The 19110-nt window shown below is 67.2% G+C and carries 20 protein-coding genes; 5 read left to right on the top strand and 15 right to left on the bottom strand.

All coding sequences use genetic code 11. The features are described from left to right. Nucleotides 1-27: 27 nt before the first annotated feature. The gene (locus TSH20_RS08525) at nucleotides 28-522 is read left to right on the top strand and encodes a lysozyme (protein WP_109074321.1); all 495 of its coding nucleotides are present in this window, start codon (nucleotides 28-30) and stop codon (nucleotides 520-522) included. 113 nt (nucleotides 523-635) lie between these two features. Continuing rightward, nucleotides 636-1709, top strand: coding sequence for a COX15/CtaA family protein (locus TSH20_RS08530; protein WP_109074322.1), 1074 nt, complete (start codon nucleotides 636-638; stop codon nucleotides 1707-1709). Nucleotides 1710-1941: 232 nt separating this feature from the next. On the opposite strand, the gene TSH20_RS08535 is transcribed toward TSH20_RS08530, so the two are convergent. The 8 genes from TSH20_RS08535 to ccoN form a co-directional block, all read right to left on the bottom strand. Continuing rightward, nucleotides 1942-2604 (bottom strand): cyclic nucleotide-binding domain-containing protein, encoded by a 663-nt coding sequence (locus tag TSH20_RS08535; protein WP_244434101.1) that lies wholly within the window; start codon nucleotides 2602-2604, stop codon nucleotides 1942-1944. 182 nt (nucleotides 2605-2786) lie between these two features. Beyond that, nucleotides 2787-2990: a cbb3-type cytochrome oxidase assembly protein CcoS gene (gene ccoS, locus TSH20_RS08540; RefSeq protein WP_109074323.1), complete on the bottom strand. Its 204-nt coding sequence runs from the start codon at nucleotides 2988-2990 to the stop codon at nucleotides 2787-2789. Next, on the bottom strand, nucleotides 2911-5427 hold the full coding sequence (locus TSH20_RS08545) for a heavy metal translocating P-type ATPase metal-binding domain-containing protein (protein ID WP_109074324.1): 2517 nt from the start codon (nucleotides 5425-5427) through the stop codon (nucleotides 2911-2913). The genes ccoS and TSH20_RS08545 overlap by 80 nt, the downstream gene beginning before the upstream one ends. A 45-nt stretch (nucleotides 5428-5472) precedes the next feature. Further along, entirely contained in the window at nucleotides 5473-6003 is a 531-nt protein-coding gene (locus TSH20_RS08550) for a FixH family protein (protein ID WP_109074325.1), read from the bottom strand. A gap of 254 nt (nucleotides 6004-6257) precedes the next feature. Then, a complete protein-coding gene (gene ccoP / locus TSH20_RS08555; RefSeq protein WP_109074326.1) occupies nucleotides 6258-7148 on the bottom strand; it encodes a cytochrome-c oxidase, cbb3-type subunit III in 891 nt (296 codons plus the stop codon). A gap of 3 nt (nucleotides 7149-7151) precedes the next feature. Beyond that, nucleotides 7152-7313 carry a cbb3-type cytochrome c oxidase subunit 3 gene (locus TSH20_RS08560; protein ID WP_012972963.1) on the bottom strand — a complete coding sequence of 54 codons (162 nt, stop codon included), beginning with the start codon at nucleotides 7311-7313 and terminating at the stop codon, nucleotides 7152-7154. Between the two features lie 15 nt (nucleotides 7314-7328). After that, nucleotides 7329-8066: a cytochrome-c oxidase, cbb3-type subunit II gene (gene ccoO / locus TSH20_RS08565; RefSeq protein ID WP_109074327.1), complete on the bottom strand. Its 738-nt coding sequence runs from the start codon at nucleotides 8064-8066 to the stop codon at nucleotides 7329-7331. A gap of 21 nt (nucleotides 8067-8087) precedes the next feature. After that, on the bottom strand, nucleotides 8088-9584 hold the full coding sequence (ccoN, locus tag TSH20_RS08570) for a cytochrome-c oxidase, cbb3-type subunit I (RefSeq protein WP_109074328.1): 1497 nt from the start codon (nucleotides 9582-9584) through the stop codon (nucleotides 8088-8090). Between the two features lie 246 nt (nucleotides 9585-9830). Between ccoN and TSH20_RS08575 the strand changes: the two genes are divergently transcribed. Together TSH20_RS08575 and TSH20_RS08580 are read left to right on the top strand one after the other, a co-directional pair. Further along, complete coding sequence (locus TSH20_RS08575) at nucleotides 9831-10403, top strand: hypothetical protein (RefSeq protein ID WP_109074329.1); 573 nt, start codon at nucleotides 9831-9833, stop codon at nucleotides 10401-10403. A 54-nt stretch (nucleotides 10404-10457) separates the two neighbouring features. Then, the gene (locus TSH20_RS08580) at nucleotides 10458-11669 is read left to right on the top strand and encodes a class I SAM-dependent rRNA methyltransferase (protein WP_109074330.1); all 1212 of its coding nucleotides are present in this window, start codon (nucleotides 10458-10460) and stop codon (nucleotides 11667-11669) included. Nucleotides 11670-11696: 27 nt separating this feature from the next. Here TSH20_RS08580 and TSH20_RS08585 read toward each other — a convergent pair whose 3' ends face one another. Continuing rightward, nucleotides 11697-13055 (bottom strand): methyltransferase, encoded by a 1359-nt coding sequence (locus TSH20_RS08585; protein ID WP_109074331.1) that lies wholly within the window; start codon nucleotides 13053-13055, stop codon nucleotides 11697-11699. 40 nt (nucleotides 13056-13095) lie between these two features. After that, the gene (locus TSH20_RS08590; protein WP_109074332.1) at nucleotides 13096-13518 is read right to left on the bottom strand and encodes a thioesterase family protein; all 423 of its coding nucleotides are present in this window, start codon (nucleotides 13516-13518) and stop codon (nucleotides 13096-13098) included. A gap of 180 nt (nucleotides 13519-13698) precedes the next feature. Between TSH20_RS08590 and TSH20_RS08595 the strand changes: the two genes are divergently transcribed. Next, nucleotides 13699-13944, top strand: a complete 246-nt coding sequence (locus TSH20_RS08595) for a hypothetical protein (protein WP_014248877.1) — start codon at nucleotides 13699-13701, stop codon at nucleotides 13942-13944. 3 nt (nucleotides 13945-13947) lie between these two features. Here TSH20_RS08595 and TSH20_RS08600 read toward each other — a convergent pair whose 3' ends face one another. The 5 genes from TSH20_RS08600 to hemA all read right to left on the bottom strand — a co-directional run bounded on the left by TSH20_RS08600 (nucleotide 13948) and on the right by hemA (nucleotide 18655). Further along, entirely contained in the window at nucleotides 13948-14775 is an 828-nt protein-coding gene (locus tag TSH20_RS08600) for an ABC transporter permease (RefSeq protein WP_109074333.1), read from the bottom strand. Nucleotides 14776-14800: 25 nt separating this feature from the next. Then, a complete protein-coding gene (locus tag TSH20_RS08605; protein ID WP_109074334.1) occupies nucleotides 14801-15685 on the bottom strand; it encodes an ABC transporter permease in 885 nt (294 codons plus the stop codon). 113 nt (nucleotides 15686-15798) lie between these two features. Next, nucleotides 15799-16575: an Hpt domain-containing protein gene (locus TSH20_RS08610; RefSeq protein ID WP_109074335.1), complete on the bottom strand. Its 777-nt coding sequence runs from the start codon at nucleotides 16573-16575 to the stop codon at nucleotides 15799-15801. 129 nt (nucleotides 16576-16704) lie between these two features. Next, entirely contained in the window at nucleotides 16705-17250 is a 546-nt protein-coding gene (locus TSH20_RS08615) for a hypothetical protein (protein WP_109074336.1), read from the bottom strand. A 190-nt stretch (nucleotides 17251-17440) separates the two neighbouring features. Beyond that, the gene (gene hemA, locus TSH20_RS08620; protein ID WP_109074337.1) at nucleotides 17441-18655 is read right to left on the bottom strand and encodes a 5-aminolevulinate synthase; all 1215 of its coding nucleotides are present in this window, start codon (nucleotides 18653-18655) and stop codon (nucleotides 17441-17443) included. Nucleotides 18656-19110 lie beyond the last annotated feature (455 nt).

Genomic DNA, 19110 nt, shown 5'->3' on the forward strand with positions numbered 1-19110 from the left:
CGGCGCGCCAACCGGGAGTTAGCATCCATGACCACCAAGCCGGTCTGCCAAGCCGCGGTCGATCTCGTGAAGCATTTCGAGGGCCTGTACCTCAACGCCTATCTCTGCCCGGCCGGCGTTCCCACCATCGGTTACGGCCACACCGCCGGGGTGAAGATGGGCCAGACCATCACCGCCGAGCAGGCCGACGCCTTTCTCGCCTCCGACCTGACCGAGGCGGCGGGCCGCGTCGACGGGCTGGTGAAGGTGGCGCTGAACGACGACCAGCGCGGCGCCCTGTCCTCCTTCGTCTTCAATCTGGGCGCCGGCAGCCTGCAAAGCTCGACCCTGCTGAAGCTGTTGAATGCCGGCGATTACGCCGGGGCCGCCGACCAGTTCGGCCGCTGGGTCTATGCCACGGTGAACGGCAAGCCGACCAAGCTGGCAGGCCTCGTCGCCCGCCGCGCGGCGGAAGAGGCGCTGTTCCAGGGCCAGACCGCCCAGCCCCAGACCGGGGTGACCACCGCCGACGGCACCGTCTGATCCGCCGTCCCGGCGGGCACGGGGCAAGAGGCGCCTGACAAGAGGCGTTTGACGGGACGGGATGTTCGCACCACATTGGCGAACATCCCACCGCCGTGCTCCGGAATGCCGCCTTGACCGCCTTCGCCTCCGACAGCCTCGCCGCCGCAACTCGCCCCAACCCGAACCGGCCGATCGCCGTCTGGCTTCTGGTCTGCGCCGCCATGGTGCTGGCCATGGCCGTGATCGGCGCCATCACCCGGCTGACGGAATCCGGCCTGTCGATGGTGGAGTGGAAGCCGCTGATCGGCATCCTGCCGCCGCTGTCCTCGGCGGAATGGAACCGCGTCTTCGACCTGTACAAGGCGACGCCGGAATTCCGCATCTACAACAGCCACATGGATCTGGCCGGTTTCCAGTCGATCTTCTGGTGGGAGTGGTTCCACCGGCTGTGGGGCCAGCTGATCGGCTTCGTCTTCCTGATCCCCTTCCTGCGCTTCTGGATGCAGGGCCGCATCTCGGCCGAGCTGTGGCCGAAGCTGGCCGGGCTGTTCCTGCTGGGCGGGCTGCAGGGCGGCATCGGCTGGTTCATGGTGAAGAGCGGGCTGGTCGATTCGCCGAACGTCAGCCATTACCGGCTGGCCCTGCATCTCAGCACCGCGATCCTGATCTATGCCCTGCTGCTGCGCACCGCGCTGGGCCTGCTCGATCCGCTGCCGCTCGCCGGCTGGCGGCCGGAATCGGCGCCGTTGCGCCGCCACGCCCGCTGGGCGCTGGGGATGGTCGCCGTGACCATCGTCTGGGGCGCCTTCGTCGCCGGATCGGATGCCGGCTTCGCCTACAACACCTTCCCGCTGATGGCCGGCCATTGGATCCCGCCGGAGGTCGACACGCTGACCCCCTGGTGGATCAATCCGTTCGAGAACACCGCGGCGATCCAGCTGATCCATCGCGTGCTGGCGATCCTGACCGGCGTGGTGGTGCTGGTGCTGGCCGCCCGCGTCCTCAATGCCCGCCTTCCCGGCCGCGCCGGCCGCGCGGCGCTGGCGTCGGGCGCCATGGTCCTGCTGCAGATCGCCATGGGCATCGCCACGCTGCTGACCGTGGTGTGGATTCCCATCGCCGCCGCCCATCAGGCCGGCGCGATCCTCGTGGTGTCGATGCTGGTGTGGCTGCTGTTCGAACTGCGGTCGATCGGTAGGGAGTAACGCGCGCTGGCTGTATTCTTGCCAGCGCGCAGAGATGCCTGGCAAGATCTACACGGATGTCACGGATTTATACACGGATTACACGGATTTTTTCATGACTTGCCAAGGCGGCTGCTCTTCGGAAGGCCAAGGCCTTGCGGAAGAACATCCGTGACATCCGTGTTTAAATCCGTGACATCCGTGGAGAATTTGTCGAACACGCCCGCACCCCGCAAAAGCGCGAGGCTGCGCGTCACGCCCCCTCGGCCAGATCGTACATCGCGTCGAGGTCGGCGATCAGGACCTTGTTGCCTTCCTGCAGCGAGATCACCCCGGCGGTCTTCAGCTGGGTGAAGGTGCGGCTGACGGTTTCGGTGGTCAGGCCCAGATAGTCGGCGATGTCGGCGCGGCTCATCGGCACGAAGACCGGGTTTTCCTTGTGGCCACGGCGGGCGGCGCGCTGCGACAGCATCAGCAGGAAGGAGCAGATCTTCTCCTTCGCCGTCTTGCGGCCGAGCAGAAGCATCTGGTCCTGCGCGGCGGCCAGCTCGTTCGACGCCATGGAGAACAGGCGCCGCTGCATCTTGGGGAATTCCTCCAGCAGCGCGTCGATCTTCTTGCGCGGGAAGCGGCAGAGCGAGGCGCTGGTCACCGACTCGGCGGTGTAGGCATAGCTGTCGTTGACGGCCAGCCCCAGGAAATCGCCGGTCACCAGGAAGCCGGTGATCTGGCGACGCCCGTCCGGCAGCAGCTTGTACAGCTTCACCGTGCCCGACGTGACGTTGTAGAGCGCGTCGGCGGCGTCACCCTCGGCGAACAGGGTGTGGCCGGCGTCGATGCGCACATTCTGCAGAATGTCGGCAAGACGGCGCAATTCCTCGGGTTCCAGCGCGGCGCACACCGTCAGGCTGCGCACGGGACAGGCCCCGCAGGGATTCATTTCCGTCGCAGCGCTCTTATCGCGAGCCCGGACCATATCGAAGGGTGGCATGGACGAACCCAGCCTTTCATTCCGCATGCGCTCATATTGGTGGCAATCGCTCGGAATCGCAACCTCGCACGCATACGTCCCTTTCATTGCCCGTACAGAATGTGGGCCTATTGCCCGCGCCCGGCCTCCGCCGGCTTGGCAGCCTCATGTCCGGCGCGGGCGGGCGGCGGCAGATCATCGTCGAACAGCACGCGGTGGGCCGCCCCGTCCAGATCGTCGAACTGACCGGATTTAAGCGCCCACAGAAAGGCCCCCAGCCCCAGACCGCCCAGGCTCAGCGCGATCGCGATCAGATAGAGAAGCTCGTCCATCACCCGAATCCTTACCCGACGCTTCCCGCGCGGCGATGTCCCGCACGGGAAGATCCTTGACGACGGCGCCGCGGGCCAGCCGCAGCGCGTTGAGAATGACGATCAGCGACGAGGACGACATGGCCAGCGCCGCCAGCAGCGGCGTCAGCAGCCCCCCCATCGCGAGCGGCACGGCGCACAGGTTATACACCAGCGCGATGCCGAAATTCTGCTTCACCAGACGGCCGGACCGACGGGCGACCTCCACCGTCTCGACGATCGGGCGCAGCAGCCGGCCCTGGAACACCACGTCGGCGGCGGTCTGGCTGACGTCCACCGCGGTGGAGGGCGACATCGACACCGCGGCGGCGGCCAGCGCCGGGGCGTCGTTCAGCCCATCGCCGACCATCAGCACGGTGCGGCCCTCCGCCGCCAGGTCCGCCAGCGCCGCGGTCTTGTCGGCCGGCGTCTGCTCTGCCCGCCAATCGGCGATGCCCAGCCGCTCCGCCACCGCCGCCACCGCGCCCTTGCGGTCGCCCGACAGCAGCTTCACCTCCAGCCCGCGCGCCTTCAGCGCCGTCACCACGGCGGCGGCATCCGGACGCGGGGCGTCGAGGAAGACGATCCGGCGCGGCTCCTCGCCCGGACGGGCCAGCCACAGCTCCGGACCGGCGGCATCCTCGGCATCCGACGGCGCGCCGGTAAAACGGCGGCTGCCCAGCCGCACCTCGCCGTCCGCCGTCTGCAAGGACAGGCCGGCGCCGGCGATCTCGCGCACACCGGCAGCCACCGGAACCTCCGGAGCGGCGGCGGCCAGCGCGCGGGCCAGCGGATGGCGGCTTGCCGCGGCGAGCGAGGCCGCCAGCGCCAGATCCTCCGCCGGCAATCCGTCCAGCTGCGGCACCGGGCGCCCTTCGGTCAAAGTGCCGGTCTTGTCGAACACCACCGTGTCGATGGCGGCGAGCCGTTCCAGCGCGGTCGGGCTTTTCAGCAGGGTGCCCTGCCGCATCAGCCGGCCGCTGGCGATCACCTGCACCACCGGCACAGCCAGCGCCAGCGCGCAGGGGCAGGTGATGATCAGCACGGCGATGGCGTTCATCAGCGCGTCCTGCCACACCACCCCGCCCAGCAGCATCCAGGCGGCGAAGGTGGTCAGCGCGGTCAGATGCACGACGGGGGCGTAGAGGCGCGACACCCGGTCGGCGATGGCGACATATTTGGCGCGGCCCTGCTCCGCCACCTCCATCAGCCGGACGATCTCGGCCAGCAGCGTGCCCTCCCCCACCGCGGTGACGGTCAGGCGCAAGGGAGCAGTCAGGTTCAGGGTGCCGGCGAAGACCTGATCGCCCGGCCGCGCGGTGCCCGGCACCGTCTCGCCGGTGATGAGCGCGGTGTCGAGGTCGGACACACCGTCGGACACCCGGCCGTCGACGGGAATGCGCTCGCCGGCGGCGACCAGGATGGTGCTGCCGGGGCCGACCTGCTCCGGCGCGACCACGGCGCTGGTGCCGTCCGCGTTCAGGATGGTGACGGCGTTGGCGCGCAGGCCCAGCAGCTGTTCCGCCGCCGACCGCGCCCGGCCGCGCGCCCGCTGGTCGAGATAACGGCCGATCAGCAGGAAGAACAGCAGCATCACCGCGCCGTCGAAATAGGCGTGCTCGCCGCTGTGGATCGTCTCGAACAGGCTCATGCCGGTGGCGAGCAGGACGCCGATGGTGATCGGCACGTCCATGTTGGTGCGGCCATGGCTGAGCGCCGACAGCGCCGAGCGCGCGAAGGGCCGCAGCGCATAGGCGATGGCCGGCATGCAGACCAGCGCCGAAATCCAATGCATCAGGTCGCGGGTGGCGGTGCCCATGCCCTGGCTGTGGCCGGCCCAGACCGACACCGACAGCAGCATGACGTTGCCCATGGCGAAGCCCGCCACCGCCATGGCGCGCAGCAGCTCCTTCTCGCTCTTCGCCTGGGCGCCGCCCAGCCGCTCCGGGTCGAAGGGCACGGCGCGGTATCCCAGCTGCGCCACGGTGCCGACCACCGCGTTGGCGTCGGTCTCCTTGGGGTCCCAGCGCACGGTCAGCCGGCGCGTGGTCATGTTCATGCGGGCCTGACCGATGCCCGGCTGGCGGCTGAGGGCCGATTCGATCAGCCAGACGCAGGCCGCGCACTGCATGCCGTCGACCATCAGGTGCAGGCTGCGGCTGCCGTCGGACTCCTCGCGGGCATGCGGCTCGTAATCGGCGGCCGGGGTCTCGTCGGGGCGCAGCGGGCGGGCGGTGGGATCGACGCTGCGGCGCTCGTAATAGCGCTCCAGCCCCAGCCCGCGGACGAGGTCGTACGCGGCGGCACAGCCGGTGCAGCAGAAGGGACCGGCGCCGTCACCGGCGGTCATGGCACCGGCGATCGTCCCGTTCTGCGCGCCTTCGCCCAGCTCTTGTCCGCAATGGAGGCAGACGGTCATCTCAACGTCACCCTGACTGTCCCGGTCGCGGCGGTGTCGCCGCCGTCACTGCACCCAGACGCGCTTCTGGTCCTGATAGTCGCCGGTGGCGTGGGTGATGACGAAGCGCATGTCCCACTGGCCTTCCAGATCCAGCTCCACCGGGGCGCCATAGCGGCCCTCGCCCAGATAGGGCAGCGTCAGGCTCTTGTCGTGCCCTTCCGCGGTCGGGCGGATCATCGTCACGGAGACGGTGGCGTCCTTCAGGACCTGACCCTGCTTGTCACGCGCGGTGATGGCGATCACCGCCTTGCGCGGCTCGGTGCTGGTGAATTGGGGCTCGACCTGCCAGCCGCGCTCCGCCTGGGCACGGGCGCCGGCGAGGTCGTTGTTGTAGCCGAGACCCTTGATGAAGTGGTTCTCGGTCTCCACCCCGGTCCAACTCGACATCGCGAAATGGACCATCACCCCGTTCACCGCCAGGACGATCATGAAGACGCCGACGAAGATCCAGGGGATGTACCATCCCGGCTGGCGCGGCGCCTTGCCACGCTTCGGGGGGACGGGGCGGTTTCCGGTGGCGGTGCTGATGCTCATGGTCGGTGGCTGCCCTTCGACTGGTCGGCTGCTTTCGATCGGCGGCGTTCGATCGACGATGTGTGTGGCCGGTCGGGAGGCACTATGGCGACCGATTGCCGCAGGTACATTGCGATGGATCAAATGACAGGAAGTTAACGAAGCGGCCGTCCGACCGCCAGTTGCGCATAAGAAAAAGGCGCCGGGGAGTACCCCCCGACGCCTTTCCGGTCAGTTCCGAACCGGTTCCCCGGCCAGCCAGCTTACCTGCCGGCTTACTTGCCGCCGCCCAGGTTGTGGACGTAGACCGCCAGCGACTTGATCGTCGCGTCGTCCAGACGCTTGGACCAGGCCGGCATCACGCCGGCACGGCCGTTGGTCACCGTCTCCATCAGCGTCGCCTTGTCGCCGCCGTAGAGCCAGTTGGCCTGCTTCAGCGGCGGAGCGCCGACGCCGTCGATGCCGGCGGCAACCGCACCCTGGGCTGCGTCGCCGTGGCAGGCGGCGCAGTTCTCGTCATAGACGGTCTTGCCCTTGGCGACCTTGCCCGCATCGGCAGGCTTGCCGTTCAGCGACAGAACATAGTCCGTCACCTGATCGATCTGGTCGCGGGTGAGGATGCCGTCCTTGCCGAAGGCGGTCATGCCGGTGCCCGGCGTGCCGCGGGTGTCGCCATCGTCAGACCGGATGCCGTGCTGGATGGTCTTGTAGATGTCGGCCGAGGCACCGCCCCACAGCCACACGTCGTCGGCCAGCGTCGGGAAGCCCTTGGCACCCTGGCCGCCGGCGCCGTGGCAGGCGGCGCAGTTCTCGTTGAAGTAGGACCGGCCGCCGGCCATCGCGAAGCCCAGCAGGTCCTTGTCCTTCTGGATTTCGTCGACCGACTTTGCGGCGATGGCGGTCAGGTACTTGGCCTGGCCGGCCTTCGCTTCCGCCAGCTTAGTATCCAGTTCTTCGCGCTGGGAATAGCCGAGGATGCCCTTCGTGTAGGTCTTGCCCAGCGGCCAGGCCGGGTAGAACACGTAATAGGCCATCGCCCAGGCGATGCAGACGTAGAAGAGATACAGCCACCACTTGGGCAGCGGATTGTTCAGCTCGCGCAGTCCATCCCACTCGTGGCCGGTGGTCTCGACGCCGGACAGCTCGTCCTTGTAATTCTGTGCCATGGTCTAAAGCTCCTGACCATCATCCTTGAGCGGGATCTGGGCGGCGTCGTCGAAGGTGCGGCGGTTGCCGGGCCACATGGCGTAAACCAGGATGCCCGTCAGCAGCAGCATCAACCACACCGTCCAGAAGGACCGAAGCATCACCGTGATCGAATCCAAGTCCATGGATTCCTCCCCCGATTACTGCTGCAGCTGCTTGGACTGGTACTTGGTGAAGTCCACCATGGTGCCCAGCACTTGCAGGTAGGCAACCAGAGCGTCCATTTCGGTGACGGTCTTGCTGCCGGTGAAGTTCGCGACCACGGCCTTCGGGTAGCGCTTCGTCAGGCCGGCGGTGTCGCCGTCCGGGTTCTTCTGCGCTTCCAGATCGGCCTTGGCGTTGGCGATCTGCTCGTCGGTGTAGGGCACCCCGACGATCTTCAGGGTCTTCAGGTGGTCGGCGATGTCGCCGTAGCTCAGCGGACGGTCCTTCATCCAGCCGTAGGTCGGCATGATCGACTCCGGCACGACCGCGCGCGGGTTCACCAGATGGGCGACCTGCCAGTCGTTGGAGTACTTGCCGCCGACGCGGGCCAGATCCGGGCCGGTGCGCTTGGAGCCCCACTGGAACGGATGGTCGTACATCGACTCCGCCGCCAGCGAGTAGTGACCATAGCGTTCGACCTCGTCACGGAACGGACGGATCTGCTGGCTGTGGCAGTTGTAGCAGCCTTCGCGGAAGTAGATGTTCTGCCCGGCCAGCTCGAGCGGGGAGTAGGGACGGACCCCCTCCACCTTCTCGATGGTCGATTCGATCGTGAAGAGCGGGACGATCTGAACCAGACCGCCGATCGACACGGTGATCAGCACGAGCACGATCAGCAGAAGGGTGTTCCGCTCGATCAGGTCGTGGCTGAAGCCCTTTTTATCCTGAGCCATTTCTCGCATCCTTCCCTAGCGTCAGGCCGCGCCGACCGTCGCCTTGTGCGGCGTGGTGACATAGGGCTTCTCGATGCGGACATCGCCCTTCGCCGTGCGCCACAGGTTGTAGACCATGATGAGAGCGCCGGTGACGAACAGGACGCCGCCCATCGCGCGGATCACGTAGAACGGGTGCATCGCCGCGACGGTCTCCACGAAGGAGTACTGCAGGAAGCCCAGGTTGTCGTAGGCGCGCCACATCAGGCCCTGCATGATGCCCGACACCCACATGGCGGTGATGTACAGCACGATGCCGATGGTGGCGGTCCAGAAGTGGTAGCTGACCAGACGCAGGCTGTAGAGCTGCGAGCGCTTCCACAGCACCGGAACCAGATAGTAGATCGCGCCGAAGGAGATGAAGGCGACCCAGCCGAGAGCGCCGGAGTGCACGTGGCCGACGGTCCAGTCGGTGTAGTGCGACAGGGCGTTGACCGGCTTGACCGACATCAGCGGGCCTTCGAAGGTCGACATGCCGTAGAAGGCGACCGAGGTGACCAGGAAACGCAGGACCGGGTCGGTGCGCAGCTTATCCCAGGCGCCCGACAGGGTCATGATGCCGTTGATCATGCCGCCCCAGGACGGCATCCACAGCATGACGGAGAAGGTCATGCCCAGCGTCTGCGCCCAGTCCGGCAGGGAGGTGTAGTGCAGGTGGTGAGGGCCGGCCCAGATGTAGAGGAAGATCAGGGTCCAGAAGTGGACGATCGACAGGCGGTAGGAATAGACCGGCCGCTCGGCGCGCTTGGGCACGAAATAGTACATGATGCCCAGGAAGCCGGCGGTCAGGAAGAAGCCGACCGCGTTGTGGCCGTACCACCACTGCACCATCGCGCTCTGCACGCCCGACACGTAGGTGTAGGACTTCATGCCGAACAGCGACACCGGAACGTTGACGTTGTTGCCGATGTGCAGGATGGCAACGGTCAGGATGAACGCCATGAAGAACCAGTTCGCCACATAGATGTGCGACTCGCGCCGCGTCATCACCGTGCCGATGAACTGGACCGCATAGAGCACCCAGACGACCGTCAGGTACAGGTCGAGGATCCACTCGGGCTCGGCGTATTCCTTGCCCTGGGTGAAGCCCAGGACGTAGCTCAGCGCCGCGAGCACGATGAAGACGTTGTAGTTCCAGAAGATGAACTTCGCCAGCCCTTCGCCCCCGAAGAGATGCTGGCGGCAAGTCCGCTGGACCGAATAGAGCGAGGTGGCGAGCAGCACGTTGCCGCCGAACGCGAAAATCACGGCCGAGGTGTGGACCGGGCGCAGGCGCCCGAAGCTCGTCCACTCCAGCCCGAGATTCAGCGCCGGGAAGGCCAGCTGCAGAGCGATGAAGGTGCCGGCCAGGAAACCGACCACGCCCCAGAACACTGCAGCGATAACGAAGAGTCGGATGGCGTCCTCATTGTAACGCACGTCTTCCGACACCCGCTGGCTGCCCAGGGTGGCCCCTGAAGTCAGAGTCGCTGATGTCATACAATCTCTCCCGTTTGCCCCGGGCGGCCGTGGGGCCGCGCCTTCTGGGTTGCACCACCACTGGGTACGTACTGTTAAGGAGCGGGACAGGTTGCACTCGGAAATGCCGAAAGGGACGCCGGGCGCGCCTGTCTCCAATGGACGCCACTATGTGTATGGGGGGGTTCAGCAACATTGATCTACGTCAACGACCCTTGCGGCCCGGGGCTGCCATCGTTCAGTGTCCTTGCAATCGGCCGGACTGAAATGGACGACAGTTTCATCGCCAAACCCCTTGGTCGGCGCCAGATCGACCAGGCCTATCCGCTGGTCTGCGCCATCGCGCCGGGCCTGGGGATCGACCAATGGCGCGCATTTGCCGCAGCGCTGCTCGACAGCGCAACCATGGGCAGCAGCCCCAAGGGCGGGGGCAGGGGAGATGCCGGGACGGACGGCCTGCCCGCGGCCAGGGGCATCATGACCGTGCAGAACGCGCAAGGGTACATGCACGGCCTGTTCTCCTACGCGGTCGAACCGCAGCTCCTCCATGGCCGGACGCTGTGCGTCGACAACTTCGTCGTGCTCGACCTGTTCGACGTCGCCGGCCCCGCCGAGACCCTGCTGCAGGCGATGGAGGGGCTGGCCCGGCGGCTCGGCTGCACCGCCATCCACACCACCCTGCCGGAGCGCTACCTGCCCCGGGACTCCCGCCGCAACCCGATCCCCGATTGCTTCCACAGCGAAGGCCACCGGCAGGAGACCGTCCGCTTCTGCAAGGATCTGGTCGTGGTCAACGACAACGCCCCCGACCTGCCGGACGGCAGCCTGCGCGCCGAGTAGGTGGACAGGACAGCCAGCCATTGCGCGCCGGCGAATTGCCGCTAGGATGCGGCCATGAGCGACACCGGCACCAAACCCGTCAAGAAATACCCGCCGATCCATCTGCAGGCCGGCCGCCAGCGGCGCGTCATGCATGGACATCCCTGGGTCTATTCCAACGAAGTCCAGATGGACAGCATCGCCAAGGCGGTGCCGCCCGGCAGCCCGGTGCGGCTTCTGGACCCCGGCGGGACGCCGCTGGGCATCTACACCTTCAATCCACACACGCTGATCGCCGCCCGGCTGCTGTCGAACGACCCGGCGACCGTGGTGGACCACGCCTTCATCGCCGGCCGGCTGCGCCGCGCGGTGGAGCTGCGCGACCGGCTGTTCGACCGCCCCTTCTACCGCGTCGTCCATGCCGAGGCCGACGGGCTGCCCGGCCTGATCGTCGACCGGTTCGACGATGTGGTGACGGTCCAGGCCAATTCCGTCTTCATGGACAGCCGGATCGACGACATCCTGGCCGCCATCGACGAGGTGTTGGCGCCACGCGCGGTCATCCTGCGCAACGACGGCAGCCAGCGCGCGCTGGAAGGGCTGAGCGAGGAGACCCGGCTGGCCAAGGGCGAGATCGACGGCCCGATCCGCCTCGAAGAGAACGGCGTGACCTTCTTCGCCAACCCGCTGGAGGGCCAGAAGACCGGCTGGTTCTACGACCAGCGCGACAACCGCGCCTTCATCGCCTCGCTGGCCAAGGGCGGCCGGGCCATCGACTTCTACAGCTACAATGGCGGCTTCGGCATCCAGTGCGCGGTGGCCGGCGCCACCCATGTGGTCGCGGTCGACCGCTCCGCCCTGGCGCTGGAGAACGCCACCCGCGCCGCCGAGGCGAACGGCGTCGCCGACCGCTTCGAGGCGCGCAAGGCCGACGCCTTCCAGGAGATGGAACGGCTGGGCGAGGCCGGCGAGACCTTCCAGGTGGTGGTCGCCGATCCGCCGGCCTTCGTGAAGTCGAAGAAGGATCTGGCGGCCGGCACCCGCGCCTACCGCAAGATGGCGCGTCTGGCCGCGAAGATCACGGCGCCGGGGGGCTTTCTGCTCTGCGGGTCGTGCAGCCACAACGTCGATCCGCCGACCTTCGCCGAGCAGGTCGCCCGCGGCCTGCACGACGCCGGCCGCACCGGCCGCATCCTGCGCAGCGCCGGCGCCGGCCCCGACCACCCGGTCCACCCGCACCTGCCGGAGTCGGCCTATCTGAAGGCGATCGTTCTGCAGCTGGATTGATGCGACGGGGAGGCTGCGACAGCCTCCTCACCGCTCGAACAGGCCGACCAGTTCCACATGGGCCGACCACAGGAACTGGTCGACCGGCCAGACCTTCACCAGGCGATAGCCGCCATCCACCAGTACCCGCGCGTCGCGGGCGAAGCTGGCTGGGTTACAGGACACCCCCACCACCCGCGGCACTTTGCTGCCGGCGAGCGCCGCCGCCTGGGCCGCCGCCCCGGCGCGCGGCGGGTCGAACACCACCGCGTCATAGCGGTTGAGGTCCTTCACCCCTAGCGGGTTCTCGAACAGGTCGCGCCGCTCCACCGTCAGCCGCAGCCCTTGCACCGCGCGGCCGAGCGCCGCCACCGCAGCCTCGTCGCCCTCCACCGCATGAACCGCCGCCTGTTGCGCAAGCGGAATGGAAAAGGTGCCGATGCCGGCGAACAGGTCGGCGATGCGGGATGCCTGCCCCACCGCCTCGCGCACCGCAGCGACCAGGGCGGCCTCGCCCTCTGCGCTGGCCTGCAGGAAGGCGCCGGGCGGCGGCTGGATTGGAACGCCTGCGAAACGGATGAAGGCCGGCCGACGGTTCGCCACCGGCTCCGCCGCCGCGCGGTCGGTGGGCTGCCAGGCGATGCGGGCAATGCGCTCCGGCTCGAAAGCGACCAGCGCCTCGCGGGCACCGCGATCCAGGCTGCGCGGCCCGACCAGCAGCAGGTCGGCGCCACCCTCCAGATCGGTCAGCACCACGTCGGCGTCACCGCCGTCCGGCAGGATCGCCGCCAGCACGGCGCGCAGAGGCTCCACCAGGGCGAACAGGCGGGGCGCCAGGATCGGACACTCCTCCAGATCGACCAGCCGGTGGCTTTGCCGCTCGTTGAAGCCGAACCAGACGCGCTTGCCGCGCTTCAGCGCCGCGAAGCGGGCGCGCCGGCGGGCACCGGCAGGCGTACGCGCCAGCGGCTCCGGTACGACATCGCCGAGCCCGACCCGCTCCAGCGCGCTGCGCACCATCCCACTGTTCCAGGCGGCGTACGTCGCATCGTCCATCTGCTGGAGCGTACAGCCGCCGCAGCGGCCGAAATGGCGGCAGGGCGGAGTCTGGCGGCCGGGGCCGGGTTCAAGAACCTCAAGCAGGTCTGCCCGTACGCCCTCCCCTTTCCCGTCGCCCTCGGCGACACGTACACGCACGCGGTCGCCGGTCACCGTGTAGGGCACGAACAGGCGAAGACCCTCGGCGAACGCGATCCCGTCGCCGCGCGCACCGACGTCGGCGATGGCGACCTCCATCTCCCGCATCTCAGTAGGCGCATGGGTGGGCGGCTGGGCGGTCTTGCGGGCGGGCGGGCGTCCCTTGGCGAAGGGGCGCTTGCCGGAAGGGCGCTGGGGTGAGCGCGTCATATGTCGGGGTTCCGATGGTACGGGGCTGCGGCGCCTCCCTTTACGCCTCCAGCAGCTTGGCGCGCAACGGTTCCGGGATCGGGGTCGGGCGATGGGCCGCCTTGTCGACGATCACCGCCACCGCTTCCTGCGTGGCGATGCAGAGGTCGCCCAGGAAGATGGCGCAGCCCAGCGTGATCGAACTGTTGCCCAGCCGCAGCGTCCGCGCGCCGATCCGGACCGTGTTGGGATAGAGCAGTTCCGCCTTGTACTCGATCACGCTGCGGGCCAGGACGACGGTCCACGGAACCTCGTCGGTGAAGCCGCCGACCTGATGGATCAGGGCGACGCGCGCCTGTTCGAAATAGACGCCGAGGGCGTTGTTGTTGACATGCCCCACCGCGTCGAGGTCGTTGAAGCGCACGCGCTCCTCCCACCAGAAGCGGTAGAGGTCGGGGCTGGTCAGGTCGGGCGTGCCGGTCATGCCGTCTTCCTTGCCGTATAGGTCAATGCATCTCCGGACTGTGGCGTATGGTCCGGGGCGGCGCAAGCCCGGCCTCCCGTTTCGCGGTCCCTATTTGCGGTCGCGACAGCGAATTCCCGCGCCAATCGCCGATTGGCCGTGTTATTGGAGTCGGACCAACCCTCCGCAACGGACCGGACGATGAGCAAGGACACCACCAACCAGACGGCCGAAGCGCTGTTCGAAAAGGCGCTGTCGATCGCCGAAAAGCATCTGGATGAGGCGATCAAGGAAGGTGGCCCGCTCGGCCCCTACATCGCCGTCGCCATGATCGAGGCCGCGGTGAACGCCGCCGTGGACGAGACCAGCCACGAAGACGTCATCGACATGCTGCGCGACCTCGCCGCCCAGATCGAGGCGGACGCCGACGAGGCGGAAGAGGACTGAGGATTACGCCGACTCCAAGGCGGCTGCGGACCCTGCCTGCCGGCGCGCCTCGCGCCGGCGCAGGATCTCGTAGACCATAGCCCCCAGGATGGTCAGCGCGATCAGCACCAGCGACAGCGCGTTGACCGCCGGGGTCAGGCCGGTGCGCACCTTGGTCGCGATGTAGACGGTCAGGGTGGTGTCCAACCCGCGCACGAACAGCGTGGTGTTGTAGTTCTCGAAGCTCTGCAGGAAGGCCAGCAGGGCCGCCGACAGGATCGCCGGCATCAGGTACGGCAGCGTGATGCGCCGGAACACCTGCCCATGGGTGGCGCCGAGGTCGAGCGCGGCCTCCTCCAACGCCGGATCGAACCGCTCCAGCCTTGCCGAGAACAGCAGCATGGCATAGGCGGCGATGAAGCTGGACTGCGCCACCACGGTCAGGAACAGCCCGCCGCTGACCCCGAACCACTCCCGCCAGAACACCAGCGTCGAAATGCCGACGATCACCCCCGGCGTCAGCAGCGGCGACACCATCAGCGCGTAGAGGAAGGTCTTGGCCCGGCTGTGCAGCCGGTCGAGCAGCAGCGCCGCCGCCAGCCCCAGCGGCACCGCCAGCGCGATCACTCCCGCCCCGACGATCAGGCTGGTGCCCAGCGCCGCCCACATGCGCTGATCCTCCCACAGCGCCTGGAACCAGCTGAGCGTGAAGCCCATCCACGGCGTCACGGTGGGAAAGCGGCTGCTGTTGAAGGTCGCCGCCGCCATGATGCCCAGCGGCAGGAACAGATAGCCGAAGAACAGCACCAGATAGGCGCCGGTCAGCAGGCGGCGGAGTCGGGCGGCGGTCATGGCTTGAGGCTCACTTCGCGATGGCTCATTTCGCTATATCGGCCAGCCCGACGCGGAACAGCCGCATCGCGCCGAGGATGAAGCCGATGCACAGCACCAGCAGGATGAAGGCGTAGGCCGCCCCCTGGTTCCAGTTCCCACCCTCGAAGAACCAGTTGTAGATGATCTCGGTGAACCAGCGGCTGTTCGGCCCGCCCAGCAGCGCCGGCACGGCATAGCTGCCGGCGGCCAGCATGAAGGTCATGATGCAGCCGACGGCGATGCCGGGCTTCGCGTGCGGCAGCACGATGCGGCGATGGATGCGCAGCCAGCCGGCGCCCAGATCCCGCGCCGCCTCGATCTGGTTGCGGTCCAGCGATTCGATGGCGTTGTAGAGCGGGAAGACCATGAACAGGATGTAGACATACACCATCCCGACGATCACCCCGCCGTCGCCGCCCAGGAAGCGCTGCGGCTCGTCGATGATGCCCAGCCCCAGCAGAATCGCGTTCAGCGGCCCGTTGAACGCCAGGATGATGTACCAGGAGAAGGTGCGCAGAAGCTCGTTGATCCAGAAGGGCACGACCAGCATCAGGATCAGCAGCGGCAGCCGCCGCTTCGGCGCCACCTGCGCCAGATAGAAGGCGACCGGATAGCAGACCGCCAGCGTGGTCGCGGTGACCAGCGCGCTGGCCCAGATCGTCTTCAGGAAGATCGACAGATGGATGCTGTTGGTCCACAGCGTCAGGTAATTCTTGACCGTGAACACGTCCTCCGGCCCGCCGATCTTGGACGGCGGCAGCGACGGCCGGAAGGAGAAGCCAATCATCATCAGCTGCGGCAGCACCACCAGCAGCGCCAGCCACAGCGCCACCGCCAACAGGATCACTCCGGTCAGAACCGGGCCGTACCGGCGAAGAACCTCCGTCATTCGGGCGCTGCTCCAGCCTGTGGGACCGGTTTGACGCCTAACATGAGGATTCCCGCCGGCGCAAGCGCGGCTATATGACGATGACGTTCAGCAGAGGGGGGCCGCCGCCCCGCTCAGCCCAGATTGTGCTTTGCCACCACCGCGGCGAAGTCGTCGCCGAAATGCTCGCCGACGCGGATGACGGAGACGCCGTACGGAATCTCCTTCAGCGACGGGTGATCGAGGTTCAGCGAGGTCAGCAGGGCCATCGGCACATGCTGGGTCACGCTCATGGCGCGCAGGCCGCGGATCAGGTCCAGGCCGGACAGCCCGTCCATCACCATCGAGGCGATGACCATGTCCGGCGGCACGCGCACGGCAAGGCTGATCGACTCGATCGGGTCGGTCACCGTCATGGTGCGGAAGCCGCAGGCCGCCAGCTCCGTCCCCAGCTTCTTGGCGACGACCTTGGACGGGGTCACCAGCATGATCTCGACGTTGCGGACATCGACGTCGGTGACCTGGAACTCGTAGCGGACCGGCAGGGCACGGATGATCCGGTTGGTCTCGGCCAGCAGCGGCTGTTCGGCGCGGTCGACCAGTTCGGCGATGCGGTCGATGAAGATCTGGGCGTCGACCAGCTGCTTCTCGTCCAGCCGCTTCAGGCCGCTGAGGTAATCCTCCAGACGGTGGGCGACGAGGCTGACGGTGGGATAGCCGAAGCTGGTGCCCATGCCCTTGAAATTGTGGGCTTCCAGCCGCAGGACGCCGATGGTGTCCGTGTCGCTGCGCTCGCCCTTCACGCGGTCCGCCAGCGCCGCGTTCATCAGCTCCAGCCGATCGCGCGCGTCGTCCACGAACTCCATGCGCAAGCGGTCTTCGAGGTCGTCGGTCGACAGGGACGAGGCCATGGAGAGGATTCCGGCTGGGAAAAGGGGTACCCCGAAGGTACACCAAAACCGCACGCCGAAACAGACGCGGCGCGCCCCTATTCGATAAGGACGCGCCGCGCGAAATAAAACCTTAGGTCCCGCAGGGAATTACAGACGGGAGAGCAGCTCCTGAAACCAGGCCAGACGCTCTTCCGTCTGGGCGATGTCGCGGTCCAGCCAGGAGGCGAAATGGCCGTCGCTGCCGACGTCCGCCCGCTTCAGGTCGCCCAGGCGGGCCAGCTCGGTCTCGCTGAGCGCCACGAGATTGTCGATCTGGTCGCGCTGCGACTCGACGTCCAGCAGATGCAGGAAGCGCAGCTTCAGCGCGGTGACCAGCTTGTTCAGCCCGTCGGCCGACGGCGCGCGGACATTGGCGCGCATCAGCGTGTCGAACTCCGCCCGGCCGGTCTCGGTCGGACCCAGCAGGGCGTTGTCTTCCATGCCGCTGCCGTCCAGCGCCTCGATCAGCCCCTCGTAGCGCAGCATCTCCAGCGAGGTGCCCATCAGGTCCAGCGACGGACCCATCATACGATCGAGGAAATGACGGACGGAGCCGGCCAGATCGGCGTAACGCAACGGACCGCCCTGGATCAGCGTGCCCAGGACGACGAGGCGCACGGCCTCCTTCGGCATCAGCGAGTTGTCACGGTACATGGCGAACCCCCTGGGCGATGCCCTGGATTGAAGGATGGACGGCAAGCGCAACGGCCGGCCCGCAGCAACGAAGCTGCGAACCGATCGCAACGCTATCCCTCAAAATAGGGGTGCACACGCCATCTGTCCAGAGGACAAAAGGCCCCTATCGCCAAAAGGGTCTTTCCCGGGCTTTCCAGGGGGGTGCGACTCAGGCGGCGAGACGCAGGTCCAGCCGGCTCCAGACATCCAGCAGCGCCTCGACCAGCATGCCCATCTGCGCGTCGGTGTGCAGCGGGGTCGGGGTGAAGCGCAGCCGCTCCGTCCCACGCGGGACGGTGGGATAGTTGATCGGCTGGACATAGATGTTGTGCCGGTCCAGCAGCTCGTCGGACGCGCGCTTGCAGCGGTGGGCGTCGCCGACCATCAGCGGCACGATGTGGCTGACCGACGGCATCACCGGCAGGCCGGCATCGGCGAACATCCGCTTCAGCGTGGCGGCGCGCTCCTGGTGCTGCGTCCGTTCGACCTGGCTGTTCTTCAGGTGGCGGATGGAGGCCAGCGCACCCGCCGCCAGCACCGGCGACAGCGAGGTGGAGAAGATGAAGCCGGCGGCGAAGCTGCGGACGCAGTCGATCAGCGCGGTGGAGCCGGTGATGTAACCGCCCTGGACGCCGAAGGCCTTGCCCAGCGTGCCCTCGACGATGGTCAGCCGGTCCATGGCGCCGTCGCGCTCGGCCACGCCGGCGCCGCGGGCGCCGTACATGCCGACGGCGTGCACCTCGTCGAGATAGGTCATGGCGCCGTGCTTGTCGGCGACGTCGCACAGGTCATGGATGGGGGCGATGTCGCCGTCCATCGAATAGACGCTTTCGAACGCCACCACCTTGGGCCGGCCGGGGGCGATGCCCGACAGCAGCTCGTCCAGGTGCTTGGGGTCGTTGTGGCGGAAGATGTGCTTCTCGGCGCCCGAATTGCGGATGCCGGTGATCATCGAGTTGTGGTTCAGCGCGTCCGACAGGATCACGCAGTTGGGCAGGATCTTGCCCAGCGTGGTCAGCGTCGCGTCGTTCGACACATAGCCCGAGGTGAAGAGCAGCGCCGCTTCCTTGTGGTGCAGGTCGGCCAGTTCGCGCTCCAGCAGCACATGGTAGATGTTGGTGCCGGAGATGTTGCGGGTGCCGCCGGCGCCGGCGCCGACCTGATCCAGCGCGTCGTGCATCGCCTTCATCACGCTGGGGTGCTGGCCCATGCCGAGATAGTCGTTGGAGCACCAGACCGTGACCGGACGTTCGCGCCCGTTGGAATCGCGGAAGGTCGCCGTCGGGAAATTGCCCGCATGGCGTTCCAGATTGGCGAACACCCGGTAGCGGCCGTCCTGCTTCAGGGTCGCAATCTGGTTGCGGAAGAAAGTTTCGTAATCCATCGCGCGTTCCCGTTCGCGTTCATCCACTAAGGATCGGCTGCACCGGTTGAAGGCATATGGGCTAGGCCATTCGGTCGGCGCATCGAATAGGATGGCATGATCCTTACCGTCACGCCACCCGGCATTGATCGAAATCAAGCCAATGTCATATGGGACCTTCGCACAAGTGGCGGGCTCCCTTGTCCTGCGCATGCCGCATGTCGGCTTCCCGCCGACAGACGATCCGAACGGCGATGACTTGACCGAAGCGGCAATTGTATGGGCGGGAACTTTCCGCATAACCATGGCTGCAGTCTGGGAATACGTGCGTATGCCTGCGCCGATCCCCGGCGGCCGGACCCGGTTGCGGCATGCACAGCGACACGTTCCGGGGTTGCGGGCTTTTTCAACAAATCTGTTGAAGGGGAAAAACTATCGCTGCCATCATCTCCCGCGCGCATGCCAGCAGGGAGGGC

It is taken from the genome of Azospirillum sp. TSH20, from assembly GCF_003115935.1.
Classification (GTDB): Bacteria; Pseudomonadota; Alphaproteobacteria; order Azospirillales; family Azospirillaceae; genus Azospirillum.

Coding starts and splice junctions, on each gene's coding strand:
- TSH20_RS08525 (WP_109074321.1), top strand. CDS start 28: ATGACCACCAAGCCGGTCTGCCAAGCCGCGGTCGATCTCGTGAAGCAT.
- ccoS (WP_109074323.1), bottom strand. CDS start 2,990: ATGGACGAGCTTCTCTATCTGATCGCGATCGCGCTGAGCCTGGGCGGT.
- TSH20_RS08545 (WP_109074324.1), bottom strand. CDS start 5,427: ATGACCGTCTGCCTCCATTGCGGACAAGAGCTGGGCGAAGGCGCGCAG.
- TSH20_RS08550 (WP_109074325.1), bottom strand. CDS start 6,003: ATGAGCATCAGCACCGCCACCGGAAACCGCCCCGTCCCCCCGAAGCGT.
- ccoP (WP_109074326.1), bottom strand. CDS start 7,148: ATGGCACAGAATTACAAGGACGAGCTGTCCGGCGTCGAGACCACCGGC.
- TSH20_RS08560 (WP_012972963.1), bottom strand. CDS start 7,313: ATGGACTTGGATTCGATCACGGTGATGCTTCGGTCCTTCTGGACGGTG.
- ccoO (WP_109074327.1), bottom strand. CDS start 8,066: ATGGCTCAGGATAAAAAGGGCTTCAGCCACGACCTGATCGAGCGGAAC.
- ccoN (WP_109074328.1), bottom strand. CDS start 9,584: ATGACATCAGCGACTCTGACTTCAGGGGCCACCCTGGGCAGCCAGCGG.
- TSH20_RS08575 (WP_109074329.1), top strand. CDS start 9,831: ATGGACGACAGTTTCATCGCCAAACCCCTTGGTCGGCGCCAGATCGAC.
- TSH20_RS08580 (WP_109074330.1), top strand. CDS start 10,458: ATGAGCGACACCGGCACCAAACCCGTCAAGAAATACCCGCCGATCCAT.
- TSH20_RS08585 (WP_109074331.1), bottom strand. CDS start 13,055: ATGACGCGCTCACCCCAGCGCCCTTCCGGCAAGCGCCCCTTCGCCAAG.
- TSH20_RS08590 (WP_109074332.1), bottom strand. CDS start 13,518: ATGACCGGCACGCCCGACCTGACCAGCCCCGACCTCTACCGCTTCTGG.
- TSH20_RS08595 (WP_014248877.1), top strand. CDS start 13,699: ATGAGCAAGGACACCACCAACCAGACGGCCGAAGCGCTGTTCGAAAAG.
- TSH20_RS08600 (WP_109074333.1), bottom strand. CDS start 14,775: ATGACCGCCGCCCGACTCCGCCGCCTGCTGACCGGCGCCTATCTGGTG.
- TSH20_RS08605 (WP_109074334.1), bottom strand. CDS start 15,685: ATGACGGAGGTTCTTCGCCGGTACGGCCCGGTTCTGACCGGAGTGATC.
- TSH20_RS08610 (WP_109074335.1), bottom strand. CDS start 16,575: ATGGCCTCGTCCCTGTCGACCGACGACCTCGAAGACCGCTTGCGCATG.
- TSH20_RS08615 (WP_109074336.1), bottom strand. CDS start 17,250: ATGTACCGTGACAACTCGCTGATGCCGAAGGAGGCCGTGCGCCTCGTC.
- hemA (WP_109074337.1), bottom strand. CDS start 18,655: ATGGATTACGAAACTTTCTTCCGCAACCAGATTGCGACCCTGAAGCAG.